Raw genomic sequence first — 16,407 nt, 5'->3', positions numbered from 1 at the left:
CCTTGCTGTCGCTTCAGATCGCGTTGCGGACTGACACCACGACCTGTCCGTCCAGCATGTCGATGCGGCGGCGGGCGAGGTCAGCGTGGCTTGGGGAATGTGTGACCATGATGATGGTGGCGCCCTCGTCGTTCAGGCGCTGGAGGATGTCCATCACCTGTGCGCCGTTTTCGGTGTCGAGGTTGCCCGTCGGTTCGTCGGCCAAGATCAGGCTGGGTTCGCCCACGATGGCGCGGGCGATGGCCGCACGCTGCTGCTGGCCGCCGGAGAGCTGGGACGGGTAATGTCGCGCACGATGGGCAATACCGACATGGTCCATGGCATGGGACACACGGCTTTGCCGCTCGGCTTTGGGCATGTTGCGATAGATCAGGGCGAGTTCGATGTTCTCCTCGATCGTCAGTTCGTCGATCAGGTTGAAGCTCTGGAACACATAGCCCAGATGTTCGCGGCGGAATTTCGCCAGTTCGGCTTCGTTCATCGCTGTCAGTTCATGGTCGCCGAAGCGGTATGAGCCGCCGGTTGGCCGGTCGATCGTGCCGAGGATGTTGAGCAGCGTGGATTTTCCGCAGCCTGAAGGGCCCATGATCGCGACGAACTCGCCTTTCTCGATCTGGAGGTCGATCTCGTGCAGGGCGGTCGTTTCCACCTCGTCGGAGCGATAAAGGCGCTGGATGTGGGAGAGGTCGATCAGCATGGTGTGTGGTCCTGCAATGCGTTGTGTCAGTGGATCGCGAGGTGACTGAAATTCTTGTAGGAATTGTAGGAAGAGACGATCACCCGGTCGCCGTCATGCACGCCGCCCGTGATCTCGACCTGTTCGGGATTGCGGCGACCCGACGTGATTGACACGCGGTCTGCGCCATGATCACCCGAGGCCATGACGAAGGCGGAGGAGCCGCCGCTGGCCTCCAGCCATGCGCCGTTGGGCAGGACGAGCGCGCGATGGGTTTCTCCGAGCGTGATGCGCAGATCGACGCTCTCTCCGCGCCGCAATCCGGCTGGTGGCGGTCTGTCGAAAGTCAGTTCCGCGCGGAACTGACCGTTCGTAACCTGTGGGTGAACCCGTGAGACGGTCATGGGCAGTTTCGTGTCGCCCAGATCGGCTTCGGCACGCTCGCCGACGGCGACGCGGCCCAGATAGAATTCATCAATATCCGCATCGAGCCTGTACTGCCCTTCGCTGTCGATCTGTCCGATCTTGTCTCCGGCCTTGAGAGACTGTCCCGGCTGGAGATCGAAATTGGTCAGGCGTCCATCCAGCGGGGCACGGAGGTCGAGCGCTCCGAGACTGGCTTCCACCACGTCCAGATTGGAGCGCAGGCGCTGGGCTTCCTCGTCGATTTCGCCACCCTGCCGGTCCGCGACTTTCAGGTCCTGCGTCAGGGCGCTCTCGAGGCGTTTCAGGCGCTGGGCGTAATAGTCTGCCTCGTCGCGGTAGGACTGGACGTTGGCGTCGGATTCAAAACCCTGATCGTGCAACTGCTGGCGGATGGAGAGTTCGCGCTGGGCCTTAAGCAGATTGTAGCGGGCCTCCGCGCGCTGTGTTTCTTCGGTCGTGCGGGTCTGTTGCAGGGCGAGGCGCTGGGCGCTGACTGCTCCGAGCTGGCTTGCGATCTGGGCTTCGCGGGAGGTGACGTCGAGCTGGAGCTGGGGGTTGGTCAGATGCGCCAGAACGTCTCCCTTTTTCACGAGCGCGCCGTCCTTTGCCACGACTTCGGACACTTCGCCGCCCTGAATGGCATCAATGAAGGTCACGTTGAGCGGGGCCACGGTGGCGCGGACGGGAAGGTAGTCGAGAAATGGCGCGGACCGGACGGTCGCAACTGTTAACTGGTCCTGGGAGACCGAAAGCGTTCCCGATGCCGGGACGAGGCGCCACCCGGCCCAGATCAGGCCCGCAACCGCGACGGGAGCACCATAACGCAGAGCCCGCCGGGACAGGATCCTGCTCCGCGATGGGGCGACTGCCCGGTCCATGACGGCACCGGATGCAGGGCGGAGTGCGGCGTTCGGCGGGGCTTTGGAAACGGGTTGATCCATGCACTGTTTCTCCTGTTGGCAAACAGTGTATCATGGTGGAAATGGAATTTAACTTATTGATAAATAACGATAAAATTGATTCTGATTTTACGGGTATGTCCGGTTTCGAACAGGGTGTCCGGAACCGGACACCCCTGAGAGGTCTGTCAAGATCATAATGAACGCAATCCGAAACGAATCGGGGGAATCCGCCCCTCCGGCACCGTGTCTTCTTTTCGTTGATGACGATCGCGATGTGCAGGTTGCGGCCCGTCTGCTGTTCCGTCGCAGCGGGCTGGACATTCTTTCCGCGCATGGGGCGGATGAGGCGTTGACGCAGCTGGCGTCGTTTCCTGTCGATCTCGTGCTGCTCGATCTCAATTATACGAAAGGAATGACTGCTGGTGCCGAAGGGCTGGCCCTGCTCAGGGACATGCTGGTCCTGCGTCCGGACCTGCCGGTGATTGTCGTGACCGGCCATAGTGGCGTGACGATTGCTGTTGCGGCGATGCGCGCGGGGGCTGTCGATTTCGTTATGAAGCCCTGGAATAACGAGCGCCTTCTGGCGCTGGTCGAGGGGACGCTGAAGAAATGCCGGGCCTGTCAGGCGAGTGAGGCGGAACCCGCTCTGATTGTAGCGTCCGATGATCTGAGGAGGACCGTTGCCGAAGCGGACCGTCTGGCTGTGACCCGCGCGTCACTGATCATCACGGGTGCGCCGGGTGTCGGGAAGATGCTGCTGGCGCGGCGCATTCATGCTCTTTCTTATGAAGACGATCCTGCGGTGATGCTCCGTGCGGAGGATTGCGAGGCTTTGCCGGAAGGGCGGGGAACGTGGATCTTTCGCAATATCGAGGCGCTGTCTGTGCCCATGCAGCGCCGTCTGGCGGACAGGCTGGACGCACGCGTGGCACCCCGGGTGATTGCTCTGTCCTCGCGCGATCATGCGACTCTGGAGGGTATGCTTGATCCGCGGCTGATGCTGCATCTGGGAATGGTCGGACTGACCCTCTCTCCTTTGCAGGGGCGAGCGGACGATATCGCTGCTCTGAGCGCGCATTTCCTGCGGTATTTCGCAGCCCGGCATGGACTTGCCGAACCCGGAATGGACGAGGGCCGGCTTCGGTTGCTGTGTGAGGAAGAGTGGTCTCAGAATGTGCGCGGTCTGCGTGCTGTGGTTGAGCGGGCTGTACTCACCGGGAGATGGGAAACGGCTTCCGAAGAGGCCGAAGCGGTTCCGAACACAGCGCTAACGCTGCGCGATACCGAACGATCCCTGATCGAGACAGCGTTGCGCAAGCATGGATTCAATGTGACGCAGGCTGCGCGGGAACTGGGTCTGACCAGACCGGCGCTGTATCGTCGTATGGCACGGTACGGGCTTTAGATGCGCGCTGTGGCTGAGACGTTCCTGCGGCTTTGCGGTATCGTGGCGGCCTGTCTGCTGACTATTCCGGCCTGGCAGCGGGGGTTTTATGCGACGGCCCTGCTGTCTGCCTGCGTGGGGCTGATCTGTGCGGGGTCCGTTGTCGCGGCGCAGATCCGGGTGACGCGGCGTCTGAAACGGCACGAGCCTTCCGTCGTGCGTCCAGTTGATCGGGAAAAGCTGCGGAACCGGGCGCTGCTCGATCATGCGCCTGTGCCGCTTCTGGTCCAGTATGTGGATGGGACCCTGCATGCCGCCAATCGTGCGGCGCGGCGTCTGTTCATGACGGAAGGGGTCCTGCGTGAGCCACCCGAAGCTCTCATTGCGGCTTTGGAGAAGGAGGCGTCGGGACCGGAAAAACGCCTGATCCGTCTGCCATCCGCCGGGAGTGCGCCGCGGGTCTATGCGCTGTCGGTCGGAAAAGGTGCCGGGGCAGGAGGGATTGTTGCGTATCTGGCGCTCACGGACATCGAGGCCGGGTTGAACGCTGCGGAAGCTCAGGCGCTGCGTGATCTTCTTCAGGTGCTCAGCCACGAGATCATGAATTCCCTCACACCCATCGTTTCCCTGTCCGCCACGGCCGAGGAGCTGTTTTCCGAAGGGCGGGGGCCGGAAGACACCAGCCATGAGACCGCGCCATTGATTGCGGAGGCGCTTGGGACGATCCGGCGTCGTGCAGAGGGGCTGGATCGTTTCGTGCGCGGCTATCGCGATCTGGCGCGTCTGCCCAGACCGGATCTGAAACCCGCAGACCTTGGCGCGCTGGTGCGTGAAATCGCCACGCTTTTTATGGCGCGCTGGGGCGCGCGCGTGGTGCTTGATGTGGTGGTGCCTGCGGGGCGGCTTATGGTCCCGCTTGATGCCGCACAGATGGAGCAGGCGCTCATGAATCTTCTGAACAACGGGGCGGAGGCTGCTCTGGGACAGTCTGCGCCCCGAGTGCAACTGGCTGTTGAAATAGCCGATCATGCCGTTCTGATCAGAATCCGCGATAATGGTTCAGGGATTGATGCAGCGCTGCGGGAACAGGTTTTCGAGCCGTTCGTCTCGTTCAAGGCGGGCGGCAACGGGATCGGACTGCCTCTGGCACGCCAGATTGTGAGGGGACATGGCGGGACGCTGGTCCTGAGCCAGGCTGGCGAGCGATCGGAATGGACGACGACCTTTGACGTGCAGATATGAATGGCCCGCTAGGCTGGCTTCGGAGGGTCTTCTGACGCAGCAGCGGGATAGAAAATTTTTCCCCGGCTGATATCGACGCGGACATTCTGCATCTCCTGTGGGGAGAGGTCTGTGGGGGTAATCATTTCAAATGCGGCCTCGGCGGTAACGATCTGATAGCGGAAAAGCCCGTTGGAAAAATGGGGGCGTTTTTCCACGGAAGCCTGTCCAGCCCCGGGCAGGAGGAAGACGTCATGTGGGCGGATAAAAGCGGTCGCGTTTCCGTCTGGCCCCTCGAACGGGAAAGGGGCGATATCGGGGTTGTCCGGAACGAGCTGACCAGCCCGGACGGTACCCGGAAATTTGAGGGTTTCGCCCAGAAACTCCATGACAAAGGGCGTTTGGGGGGCAGCATTCAGGGTGGAGGCGTCGGCGGCCTGAACGATGCGGCCCTCCTGCATGACGACGAGCGTGTCTGCGACGTCCATGGCTTCTTCGTGGTCATGGGTGACGAGAAGGGTCGTCAGGTTCATCCGGTCGTGCAGGTCCCGGAGCCAGCGGCGGATGTCACGGCGGACCAGAGGGTCCAGGGCGCCGAAGGGTTCATCGAGCAGGAGAAGTCTGGGGCCGGTTGCCAGTGCGCGGGCAAGGGCCACGCGCTGTCTCTGGCCGCCGGAAAGCTGGTCCGGATAGGCTTTTGCGAGATGGGGAAGCTGGATGAGGTCCAGAAGTTCGGTGACGCGGCGCTGGATGGCGGCGCGATCGGGGCGCCGCGCGCGGGGCAGGACGTCGAGGCCAAAGGCGATGTTCCGGGCCACGGTCATGTGTCGGAACAGGGCATAGTTCTGGAAGACGAACCCGATGCCCCGGTCCTGTACGGGGCGGTCGTGGATGGGGAGGCCGTCGATCAGCAGCGTGCCTTCGGAATGGGAGGAAAGGCCTGCAATGGCTCTGAGCAGGGTGGTTTTTCCGGCTCCGGATGGCCCGACAAGCGCGACGAACGCGCGGTCTTCGACGGTTAGCGCGATGTTATCGAGCAGTTTGCGCGAAGAGCGGGGGGCGTATTGCGTGAAGGCTTCGAGAGTGATGCTCATGGATGCTGTTTTCTGAAAGAACGCTCGAGAAACATGCGGATCAGGACCGTTGTCATTGCGACAAGGACGAGAAGGGCCGCCATCGCGAAGGCTGCTACGGACTGGTAGCCGTTATAGAGGGTCTCGATATGGAGCGGCATGGTTTCGGTGACGCCGGGGATGTGGCCGGAGATGACGGCGACTGCGCCGAATTCCCCCATGGCGCGGGCTGTCGTGAGAAGAACTCCCGAAAGAAGCGCCCAGCCTGCGTCTGGGAGTGTGACGTGGATCAGGGTTTTCCAGAAGCCCGCGCCGAGCAGGAAGGCGGCTTCTTCGGCGGCACGGCCCTGCTGTTCCATATAGGGCATGAGGGTGCGCGCGACGTAGGGGAAGGTCACGAAGAGCGTCGCAAGAACGATGCCGGGGACGGCGAAGGCGATGTGCAGGCCGTGATGGCCGAGCCAGTTTCCCCACCATCCCTGTCGGCCGAAAAGCAACAGCCAGACCAGCCCCGCAATCACGGGAGAAACGCTGATGGGAAGTTCGATCAGGCTCACCAGAAGGCGGGCACCTCGGAAGTCGTACTTCGTCAATGTCCAGGCCGCAGCGATGCCGCCTGCCGTGTTGATGACCGTTACGATGGCGGTGACGCAGGCTGTCAGGCGGATGGCGGATCGGGCTTCCGGGTCTTTGAGGGTTTCAAGAGCCGTATGCAGACCCTGACGCAGGGCTTCGTGCAGGATCAGGGCCACAGGCAGGACGATGAGAAGACCGATTATGGTGTAGCTGAGCAGGGTCAGGACAACGGGTATTATCCGGGAAGACTGACTGGTCATGCGCTGTCCTTGCGGACCAGTCCGGAAGAAACCGAACGACGCAGATGGCTGACGGCAACGAGGCAGAGCAGGGCCGTGACGAGCAGGATCAGCGCGATTGAGGTTGCGCCATCATAGTTGAATTCCTGAAGCCGCATGACAATCAGCAGCGGTGCGACCTCGCTGTGGAAAGGCTGGTTGCCCGCAATGAAGATGACGGAGCCGTATTCCCCGATGCCCCGTGCAAAGGCGAGCCCTGCACCGCTCAGAAGCGGGGGGGCGAGAGCGGGCAGGAGAATACGGCAGAAACGCTGCCATCCCGATGCGCCCAGAAGGAAAGCGGCTTCTTCGACATCTTTGGGAAAGCTGCGAAGCACGGGTTCGACGGAACGGACGATGAAAGGCAGTCCGATGAAGGTCAGCGCGATGACAATTCCGGCGGGAGAAAAGGCGAGTTTCAGTCCCAGTTTTCCTGCAGGGGCGCCGATCCATCCGCCGGGGCCGTAAAGGGTGGCCAGAGCGATGCCGGTCACGGCTGTGGGAATGGCGAAGGGGAGGTCGATCAGGGCGTCTACGGCGCGATGACCGGGCGGGCGGTAGCGGACGAGGGTCCAGGCCAGCAGCAGGCCGATCGGCAGGTCAATGAGGACCGCCAGGAAGGCGCAGATAAAACTGACCCGCAGGGCGGCATACATGCGTGCGTCATGCAGCGCATGGAGCATCGGGCCGAGGCCGTGCTGCCAGGGCCGGAGCAGTAGCGCCGTCAGGGGGAGCACGACGAGCAGCCCGGTCCAGAGCAGAGTCAGGCCCAGCGACAGTGAAAAGCCGGGTAATGTCTGGCGTCGGCGCGGGAAAGAACGCAGGCCCGTCACGGTCAGGGGTTTCACACTCAGTGGCTGTAGATCTGGTCGAACACGCCGCCGTCCGAGAAATGGGCTTTCTGCAGGCGGGTCCAGCCGCCCAAGCTGGCGACGTCGAAGGTTGTGGTGTGTGGGAAGACTGCGGCTGTTTCGGCCTGAATCGCAGGGTCCACGGGGCGGAAATAGTGTCTGGCGCCGATCCGCTGGCCTTCTGGGGAGAACAGGAAGTCCAGATAGGCGCGAGAGACGGCTTCGGTTCCGTGTTCCTGCACGTTGCGGTCCACGGTGGCGACGGGAGGTTCGGCGAGAATGGTGAGGGGGGGCACAACAATATCGAATTTGTCCGGCCCCAGATCGCGCGAGGCCAGCAGGGCTTCGTCTTCCCATGCGATCAGAACATCGCCCAGGCTGCGCTGGACGAAGCTGTTGGTGGCGCCACGCGCGCCCGTATCAAGAACGGGGACATGCGCAAAGAGCGCTTTAAGGTATGCTGTTGCGGACTGTTCCGTCCCGCCGGGCTGATGGAGTGCCCAGCCCCATGCGGCCAAATAGTTCCACCGTGCGCCCCCGGATGTCTTGGGATTTGGGGTGACAACCTGAATGCCGTCGCGGATCAGATCGGGCCAGTCGTGGATGTTCTTTGGATTGCCTTTACGCACGAGGAACACGATCGTGCTGGTATAGGGTGTTGAATTGTGCGGCAGGCGTTTCTGCCAGTCTGTAGCCAGAAGGCCGTTCTGGGCGAGAATATCAATATCGTATGCGAGGCCCAGCGTGACGACATCCGCGGGTGCGCCCTCCAGAACCGAGCGTGCCTGCGCGCCGGAGCCGCCATGCGATGACGTTACGACAACGCTGTCTCCGCTATGGGTCCGGGACCAGAAGGCCGGGAAGGCATGGTTGATGTCGCTGTAAAGCTCGCGCGTCGGGTCATAGGACACATTCAGAAGGTGGTAATCCGCAGCATGTGCGGCGGACAGGCACGGACCTGCGATGAGGGCTGCGGCGAGAGCCAGTGTTCCTTTGAGGGTGTAACGGCGGGACGACAGGATTTTCATGGCCATGAGCCTTCGGGAGCAGGGAAATGTCGGGTCGATCTGTATAACAAAAACAAAACGTTATTAATTAAAACAACGATATCATTTTGATTATAGATCTGCCTATTGCCGTCAAGCGTGTCTCGGATCGATTCTTGAAAATCGGCTGAAAAACAAAGATTTCATAAGAAAACAGAACGATTCTGCAACGCGGGATTGAAAACGCCGAAGGGTTTGTGTTTTCAATAACTATGAAATAGAGTTTTTAAATAATAAAACTATCAGGATCAGTTTAATGACCCTCGGCTCCGCTTCTGCTCACCCGAAAAAAGCGTGCTGCGTTCCGCAGGCGGCACGGGCGTCTTCGCGCGCGCTGTCCGTTCCGGTGTTTCAGGACCGTCAGCCCTGCCATGTCTCGGGCTATGAGGACATGGTGCTGATCGGGGAGGGGACGCACCAGATTGGCGCTGATGATTCCGAAACCCATGTCGCGGATGGCGAGGGGCCGGTCCGGCTCGTGGAGGTCGATGCTTTCTGGATCGACAGATATGCCGTCAGCAACCGGCAGTTTGCGGCCTTTGTCGCAGCTACGGGGTATGTGACGGAAGCTGAAGCGGAGGGGTGGTCGTTCGTTTTCGAAGGAGTGGCGACGGCGACAGCGAAGAAGCGCCGTCTGCGCGGTTCTGTTCCGCAGACGCCGTGGTGGCTGCCGGTCCGTGGCGCGCAGTGGCGTCATCCTGAAGGGCCGGGGTCGCATATTTCGGCCCGTCAGGATCATCCGGTCGTGCATGTGTCGTGGAATGATGCGGCCGCCTATGCGGTCTGGGCGGGCAAGCGTTTGCCGACGGAAGCGGAATGGGAAATTGCCGCGCGGGGCCGGATGCAGAATTTCCGTTACCCCTGGGGAAATGAACTGCGTCCTGATGGTGAGGCGCAGTGCAACATCTGGCAGGGACGTTTCCCTGATGAGAACACCCGGCAGGACGGGCATGTGACGACCGTGCCCGTTACCGCATTTCCGCCGAATGGATACGGCCTTTACAACATGGTGGGCAATACGTGGGAATGGTGCTCCGACTTCTGGAGCCCGGTCTGGCATCAGGCTGAAAATGCCCTGACGCGATGCAATCCTTCAGGACCACCCGAGGGGACGGACAGGGTGATCCGGGGAGGATCGCATATGTGCCATCATTCCTATTGCAACCGGTATCGCAATTCGGCACGGACCCATACGACGCCTGACAGCTCTCTCGGTCATATCGGTTTCAGATGTGCGTCATCGGCTGTGGTGGATCTGTGAGTATGGATCGACCCTCCAGAGCGGTGAGCCGCCGTCATCTTCTGGCGACGACGGGCGGGGCCGGTGTGGCGTTTTCGGCCGGTGCTGGTGCCAGGGCGAAGACCATCTCTGCCGCGTCAGAGACCCCGGCAGACCGGAAGCCGAACATTATCTGGATCGTCTGCCATGATATCCATGCGCCTCTTCTGGGATGTTACGGCAACCCTCTGGCGGTGACGCCGACGATTGACGCGCTGGCCCGCGAGGGAAACCGCTTTGACAGCGCCTATGCCACCGCCCCGGTCTGCTCTCCGTCGCGTTTCTCGCTGGTCACGGGGCTGTATCCGCAAAGTTGTGGGCCAGCGGAAAACATGCGCGCTGTGGCCCGCATTGCAGGACAGTTCGAGAGCCTTCCGGAACTGATGCGTGGGGCGGGGTATTACTGCACCAATAACGTCTTTACCGACTACAACTGTGACCTTGATCCTGCGACGATCTGGGATGAGTGTTCGGTGACGGCGCACTGGCGGAACCGCCCGGCGGGGAAACCCTTTTTCGCGGTCTACAATTATCTCATCACGCATGAATCCCATCTGTTTGAGACGGGCGCGACCGTGACTGATCCTGCGCGGGTTCATATTCCGCCCTATCTGCCGGACACGCCCGATATCCGGGATTCTATTGCGCGCAACATCGACATGGTGAATCGGCAGGACAGGGCTGTGGCTCATATTCTGGACGAGCTTGAACAGGACGGTCTGGCTCAGGACACGATCGTCATGTTTTTCGCCGATCATGGCGGGGTGCAGCCCAGAACGAAGCGCTACTGTTATGAAGGGGGGCTGCACGTGCCTCTGATCGTGCGGTTTCCAAAGAAATTCCAGCATTTTGCGCAACGTGCGGCCGGGCAGGTCAGTCCGGATCTTGTGAGTCTGGTGGATATGGCGCCGACGACACTGTCGCTGGCAGGGGCGGCAATTCCCCGACATATGCAGGGACAGCCGTTTCTGGGGCAGCACGTTCCCCCGCCACGCGAACATGTGTTCAGCGGTCGCAACCGGATGGATGAACGGCTGGATCTGATACGAACGGTCCGGAGTGGGCGTTACCGCTATATCCGCAACTACATGCCGCATCGCATTTACGGACAGCATAATGCGTATGAGTGGAAGGGCCGCGGTTACCAGTCCTGGGAAGAGGAGTGGCTGGCGGGGCGCCTTGATCCCGTTCAGGCAGCCTTCTGGCAGGCCAAGCCGGGTGAGGAGCTTTATGATCTTGCGGATGACCCGCATCAGATCAGCAACCTGATCGACGATCCGGCGCATCAGGCTGCACTGCAACATCTGCGTGGTGTGCTGGATGCGCAGATGATTGCGATCAACGATAATGCGTTCCTTGCGGAAGGGCTGCGACATCAGGGATATCAGGCAAGCCGCGAGCCTGGCGCTTATCCGTTGCCTGCGCTGATGGCGCTGGGGGCGAAGGTGACCCAGCGTAGCGCGGAACATCTTCCGGCGTTCAGGGCCTCTCTTGGAAATGACAGCGAAGCCGTGCGGTACTGGGCGGCTACGGGTATTCTTGCGGTGCAGACGCCGCTGGATGCCCGGACCACTCATGATGTGGCATTGGCATTTGGAAAAGAGCCGTCTGTAGTGATCAGGGCCGTGCTGGGTGAAATTCTGCTGAATGGCCCCGATGCCGCTCAGGCCATCGACTGGGTTGCGGGAAAGATCGCGCAAACGGGTGATCCGGAGGGGGCCCTGGCTGCGGTTCTGGCGGCGACTTATGGGCGGAACGTGCGCTCTCCCGCCGTAACGCCGGCTGTTCAGGCGGCCCTGACGACGCGTGTTTCGCCGCCTGATGTGCAGGGTGTTCTGGGGCTTTTCGCGGTACGGGCCGCCGCGCGGTATCTCACCGAAAAACGCGCCGGAACCTATACGCCGCGTCTGAAACAGCCGTCCGATTTTGATGCAGCCTCCATGCAGAGCCCGGCAGGAAAGAAGCTGGTGGCGGCCATGGGAGGCAGGATCAGCGATCCGCAGATCTAGAGGCTGCGGGAAGAAAATCTCAATTCTCTCATGCCTTTCGCAAAGCTTTTGGCTCTGCGGGGGGCCAGAATATCCGCGGGAACATCATGGTACAGGTCAGACGTCGCACCCTTCTTGCCTCAGGCGGAGGCGCCTTCGTGGCAAAAGGATATGGGCAGTCCCTTCCGAAAGGCAGGTGGACGAATATTCTCTATCTTCATTCCCATGACAGCGGGCGGGCGCTCGAGCCCTATGACAGCGCGGTCTCTACTCCGGAAATAGCCTCTCTGGCGCGTGAGAGCGTGACGTTCCGGCAGGCGTTCAGTGCGGCACCGGTCTGCTCTCCCAGTCGTGCGGCTCTGCTGACCGGTCAGTCTCCCCATCGTTCCGGAATGATGGGGCTGGCGCATCGGGGTTTCAGGCTGAACGATCCGCGGCAGCTCCTTTTCCGGGACCTGCAGAAATTCGGATATCAGGCCGTGTTGACAGGGATGCAGCATGTTGCCGCTGATCCGGACACGCTGGGGTATGACAGGAACCTTGCCTATCGCGACGAGAGCGGGAAATGGCGTGCGGAAGCTTCTGTGGTGGCACCCATAGCCGAGCGGTTTCTGGACAGCCGGCCCAGACAGCCGTTTTTTCTGGATGTCGGATTTTTCGAGACGCATCGGGAGTATCCGGACCCGACCCCCGCGGATCTGGAGCGTGTGCGAAGCGTTCCGCGTCCATTACCCGATACGCCGGAAATCCGCCACGATTTCGCGGGGTTCGGAGCAAGCGCCCGTCAGTTGGATGCGGGTGTGGGGCGGGTTTTGCGGGCTTTGTCCAGAAATGGTTATGACCGCAACACGCTGGTTATTTTCGTCACGGATCATGGCATCGCTTTTCCGGGCATGAAGTGCAACCTGACGGATGACGGGATCGGAACGGCACTGATCATGCGGGGGCCGGGTCTGGCCGTGGGGCATCAGTCGGACGTGATGGTCTCGCAGATTGATGTTTTTCCGACAGTTTATGATTACCTGGGCATCCCGCGTCCTTCCTGGCTTGCGGGGCAGTCTTTCCTCCCGGTCTTGCAGGGCAGTCAGGTGGAAATCCGGGATGCCGTCTATGCCGAGATGACATATCACGCGTCTTATGAGCCGATGCGGGCCGTCCGGACGCAGCGATGGAAATATATTCGCAGATTTGGAAGTCGCAGGCAGCCCGTACTGCCGAACTGCGATGACAGTCCCAGCAAGTCCGTCTGGGTCGGGGCCGGATGGCCGGATCATCGTCTGCCTGAAGAGGTTCTTTATGATCTGACGTTCGATCCTGCGGAAACCGGTAACCTGTGTCACGATCCGCAGTACGGAGACGTTCTGCGGGAGATGCGAAAACGCCTGAGGCGCTGGATGAAAGAGACGCAGGACCCGCTTCTCAAAGGGCCTGTGGCGGCTCCGGTGGGGGCGGTTGTCAATCCGCCCGATGGTCAGTCCCCTTCGGAACCGACGGTACCTGCCTGAGAAGGGAGGGCTGGCGTCATGACTGCGGCCGCCAGCCCTGCGGTTATATTATTTTTCCGGATCTGAAGCCGGAACCACGACTGTTTCGGTATGGGAGACGGTTGAGGGCACCCATCCATATGGCACGGGCTGGATACGATAGACCCAGTTGGAGCGCGTTGTTTTTCCTGGAGAGCTGCCGGGCGTTTCACCTGAATAGGGCGACACATATTCCCACACGATTTCACCCGTGGGCGTGACCTGGAAGAAGCGTCCGTTCATGCCTTCGTCAATCAGGGTATTGCCATTGGGCAGCCGATCCACGGAGCTGATGAAGCTGCTGTAGAAGGACCATGGCGGGCCGCCCGAATTCTCGCCCGTGTACTGCCAGACGACCTGCGCCGTTACGGGATTGATTTCCAGAATTCGCGAACCGTTAGCGACCTGCAACGGACGGGCGGGATAGCCTGCTTCGCCCTGATTGTCGAAAACGATCAGGTTGCCTGCACCCGGTAGGCCTTCGGGAACAAGATGCGCGTCATGCTGTCCGACGAACTGGTCGACGGCGAAAGGAACAGCCGGTTCGCTGCGGCGCCGCTGCGGGAGGTTGGGGCCCAGACGCCATACGACCTTGCCGGAATGGCGGTCCAAGATTGCGATGAAGTTGGCTTCCCGTGAGTCGATCAGGATGTTGTCTGGCGCGAAACGCTTGTCTCCCGCACGGTACCAGTGGTTATCGCCTACAAGCTGCATGTTGTTGATATGAAGGTAATCCGGATTTTCAGCATGCGTTACCAGTTGAAGCTGGCTGTCGGTAAAGCCGAATTCCTGAAGATGGTCTCCGGCCTTCCAGGTCCAGCGGATTTTGCCATTCGGGGCGATATCATAGATCACGTCATCAAGTACCGGCTTGGCTCCGCCGGGGATGGAGCGGTTCTGGTTGGCCAGAAGAAGCGTGCCGCCATCGGGCAGGCGGGCCCAGTCATGATGCTGACGGGCATTGCCCTCGGGCGACTGAAGTCCCCATTCCCAGAGCGTTTTGTCGGACCAGTCCACATAGCCGAAAGTCCGGTTACGGAAACCGGCTGTGGCTCCGGGGATCTTGTGGGTGCCGTCCCCGCGGATTTCCGAAAGCTGAAGCCCGATAATGCCTTTCTGCCCCTGGACCAGAGCGGGATCAATGTATTTGGCGGGGAAACCGGCCTGTGCCCATTGCCGGACCTCGTGACCGTTCATGTCGATGAGATGGGTATGATTGTCGCTTCCGGAAAACAGGAGGAAGCTGTTGTAAGCCTTTTCGGGGCTGTAACGGGTGACGCCGGTCGGCACTACGCTGGGGACGGCTTTTGCCACGTCCGGGAAGGTCATGAGGGCAGTGCACAAGGCCATCGTACCCGTAGCGACGGTGGAAAGCCTGAGTCGGAACGAAGCCATATCACTTACCCTGTTATCTGGAATCATGTTCTCCCGGGGGGAGCTTCCGAACTGAAACCGCTTTTCGGGGTTCTTTCAACCATCAATATTGGTTTTTATGAATTTACATCCTATTTTTTGGTTGTTAATATTTTTAACCATAATTGATAGTTTAATAATCCAGACTGAAAGCCCGCAGATGACCCGATTTGTCCAGAGGCGTCGCGCCTTCCTTTCCACAGTTGCAGGGATCGGCCTTGGCGGAATTACGGGTCTGGGAGCGCGGGCGATCGCCCAGCCCCGGATTTCGGGCCGTTCCGGCGAAGGGACAAAGGCGCCGAACATCATTTTCATTCTCGCGGATGACCTTGGATACGCGGATGTGAGCTGCTTCGGCACGCCGGGTTTTACGACGCCTTCCATCGACCGTATCGCGCATGAAGGCATCAAGCTGACGCGTGCCTATGCGAACTCCGCCGTCTGTTCCGCGACGCGGACGGCCCTGATTACCGGGCGTTATCAGGACCGGATTGCCTGTGGTCTGGAAGAACCGATTGCCTCATCCAGCGGGAAAATCGGGCTTCCGCCGGGATTGCCGACCCTGCCGGAGCAGCTTCACAGGGCTGGATACAGGACGGCTCTGGTGGGGAAGTGGCACCTTGGGAGCCCTCCGGAGTTCGGGCCGCTCAAGAGCGGCTATGACCATTTTTACGGTATTTCCGGTGGCGCTGCCGACTATTTTACCCATCAGGCAAAACCCGGTGAGGACCAGTTTTATCGGGACGACCATCTGATCCACGATCATGGTTATCTGACGGGGCTTCTGGGGGACGAAGCTGTTCGGCTGGTCGACACTTTCGCACAGGACACGTCGCCATTTTTCCTCAGTCTGCATTTCAATGCGCCGCACTGGCCTTGGGAAGGGCCGGAGGACGAGGCCGAATCAAAGCGCCTGAAAGGCAGGATCTTCGACTATGATGGCGGAACGCAGAAGACCTATGGTCGGATGGTCAGAGCCATGGATGACCAGATCGGCCGGGTTCTTGCAACACTTGACCGCCATCAACTGACGGAAAATACGATCGTCGTGTTTACCAGTGACAACGGCGGGGAGCGTTTCTCCGAGATCTGGCCTTTTACGGGCATGAAGGGGGAGCTTCTGGAGGGTGGGCTCAGGGTGCCGGCGGTTCTGAGGTGGCCCGCACGGGTGAGGGCAGGGTCCGAGAGCGACCAGACCCTCATCACGATGGACTGGCTTCCCAGTTTTCTGGCTGCTGCGGGCGTGACGCCGGACGCAACTTTCCCGTCCGACGGCACAAATCTTCTGCCGTTCCTGAGTGATCCGGAGAAACGCCAGTCGCGCTCACTGTTCTGGCGTTACAAGATCCATGACCAGCACGCTCATCTCGATGGCGATTACAAATATCTGAAAATCGGGGAGAACGAATTTCTCTTCGACGTTGTCAGCGATCCGCGCGAGAGAGCCAATCTGAAAGATCGCAAACCGGAGCTTTTTGCCCGTCTGAAAAAGGAATGGGCAGCCTGGAATGCAACGATGCTGCCTTTCCCGCAGGGCAGTTACAGTTGGGGAGCGGATGCCCAGGATTTTGCGGATCATTATGATGCGTCCCAGTCAGATTGACGTGGGCTTCACCGCAACCGATCACAACAGGCGAAGGAATATATAACTTAAATAAATAGTATTAATAAATACATCCCGAATCCGTGACGTGTGTATGGACCGAATCAAAACGACGATATATCGTTCTTATGTAAAAACAACGATATAAAAATGTTAATGCGGTTTCGG

13 protein-coding genes are annotated in these 16,407 nt (G+C 60.2%); 6 read left to right on the top strand and 7 right to left on the bottom strand.

The window, feature by feature from the left end; translation table 11 throughout:
• Nucleotides 1-13: 13 nt before the first annotated feature.
• Nucleotides 14-697 (bottom strand): ABC transporter ATP-binding protein, encoded by a 684-nt coding sequence (locus A0U94_RS10075; protein ID WP_062108639.1) that lies wholly within the window; start codon nucleotides 695-697, stop codon nucleotides 14-16.
• A 26-nt stretch (nucleotides 698-723) separates the two neighbouring features.
• Nucleotides 724-2,043 carry an efflux RND transporter periplasmic adaptor subunit gene (locus A0U94_RS10070; protein WP_244177989.1) on the bottom strand — a complete coding sequence of 440 codons (1,320 nt, stop codon included), beginning with the start codon at nucleotides 2,041-2,043 and terminating at the stop codon, nucleotides 724-726.
• 157 nt (nucleotides 2,044-2,200) lie between these two features.
• Here A0U94_RS10070 and A0U94_RS10065 point away from each other — a divergent pair, with 157 nt between their 5' ends.
• Both A0U94_RS10065 and A0U94_RS10060 read left to right on the top strand, forming a co-directional pair.
• A complete protein-coding gene (locus A0U94_RS10065) occupies nucleotides 2,201-3,409 on the top strand; it encodes a sigma-54-dependent transcriptional regulator (protein WP_077803281.1) in 1,209 nt (402 codons plus the stop codon).
• Entirely contained in the window at nucleotides 3,410-4,630 is a 1,221-nt protein-coding gene (locus tag A0U94_RS10060) for a sensor histidine kinase (RefSeq protein WP_077803280.1), read from the top strand.
• Between the two features lie 8 nt (nucleotides 4,631-4,638).
• Here the strand turns inward: A0U94_RS10060 and A0U94_RS10055 are convergent, their stop codons facing one another.
• From A0U94_RS10055 to A0U94_RS10040, 4 genes are read right to left on the bottom strand one after another with little or no spacing between them, the layout of a single operon-like run.
• Nucleotides 4,639-5,703 (bottom strand): sulfate/molybdate ABC transporter ATP-binding protein, encoded by a 1,065-nt coding sequence (locus A0U94_RS10055; RefSeq protein WP_077803279.1) that lies wholly within the window; start codon nucleotides 5,701-5,703, stop codon nucleotides 4,639-4,641.
• A complete protein-coding gene (locus tag A0U94_RS10050; RefSeq protein ID WP_077803278.1) occupies nucleotides 5,700-6,518 on the bottom strand; it encodes a sulfate ABC transporter permease in 819 nt (272 codons plus the stop codon). The genes A0U94_RS10055 and A0U94_RS10050 overlap by 4 nt, the downstream gene beginning before the upstream one ends.
• Entirely contained in the window at nucleotides 6,515-7,369 is an 855-nt protein-coding gene (cysT, locus tag A0U94_RS10045) for a sulfate ABC transporter permease subunit CysT (RefSeq protein WP_244177988.1), read from the bottom strand. Before cysT ends, A0U94_RS10050 begins: the two co-directional genes overlap by 4 nt.
• Before the next feature lie 17 nt (nucleotides 7,370-7,386).
• The gene (locus A0U94_RS10040; protein WP_077803276.1) at nucleotides 7,387-8,421 is read right to left on the bottom strand and encodes a sulfate ABC transporter substrate-binding protein; all 1,035 of its coding nucleotides are present in this window, start codon (nucleotides 8,419-8,421) and stop codon (nucleotides 7,387-7,389) included.
• A 268-nt stretch (nucleotides 8,422-8,689) separates the two neighbouring features.
• On the opposite strand from A0U94_RS10040, the gene A0U94_RS10035 reads away from it, so the two are divergent.
• The 3 genes from A0U94_RS10035 to A0U94_RS10025 all read left to right on the top strand — a co-directional run bounded on the left by A0U94_RS10035 (nucleotide 8,690) and on the right by A0U94_RS10025 (nucleotide 13,205).
• Nucleotides 8,690-9,694: a formylglycine-generating enzyme family protein gene (locus A0U94_RS10035; protein WP_077803275.1), complete on the top strand. Its 1,005-nt coding sequence runs from the start codon at nucleotides 8,690-8,692 to the stop codon at nucleotides 9,692-9,694.
• A gap of 2 nt (nucleotides 9,695-9,696) precedes the next feature.
• Nucleotides 9,697-11,721 (top strand): sulfatase family protein, encoded by a 2,025-nt coding sequence (locus tag A0U94_RS10030; protein ID WP_077803274.1) that lies wholly within the window; start codon nucleotides 9,697-9,699, stop codon nucleotides 11,719-11,721.
• Between the two features lie 86 nt (nucleotides 11,722-11,807).
• Nucleotides 11,808-13,205, top strand: a complete 1,398-nt coding sequence (locus A0U94_RS10025; protein ID WP_077803273.1) for a sulfatase family protein — start codon at nucleotides 11,808-11,810, stop codon at nucleotides 13,203-13,205.
• Between the two features lie 48 nt (nucleotides 13,206-13,253).
• Here A0U94_RS10025 and A0U94_RS10020 read toward each other — a convergent pair whose 3' ends face one another.
• Nucleotides 13,254-14,618: an aryl-sulfate sulfotransferase gene (locus A0U94_RS10020; protein ID WP_077803272.1), complete on the bottom strand. Its 1,365-nt coding sequence runs from the start codon at nucleotides 14,616-14,618 to the stop codon at nucleotides 13,254-13,256.
• Nucleotides 14,619-14,796: 178 nt separating this feature from the next.
• Between A0U94_RS10020 and A0U94_RS10015 the strand changes: the two genes are divergently transcribed.
• On the top strand, nucleotides 14,797-16,239 hold the full coding sequence (locus A0U94_RS10015) for a sulfatase family protein (RefSeq protein ID WP_077803271.1): 1,443 nt from the start codon (nucleotides 14,797-14,799) through the stop codon (nucleotides 16,237-16,239).
• The last annotated feature ends 168 nt before the right edge of the window (nucleotides 16,240-16,407 follow it).

The organism is Gluconobacter albidus, assembly GCF_002005485.1.
Classification (GTDB): Bacteria; Pseudomonadota; Alphaproteobacteria; order Acetobacterales; family Acetobacteraceae; genus Gluconobacter; species Gluconobacter albidus.
This window is presented reverse-complemented; position numbering and strand designations above follow the sequence as displayed.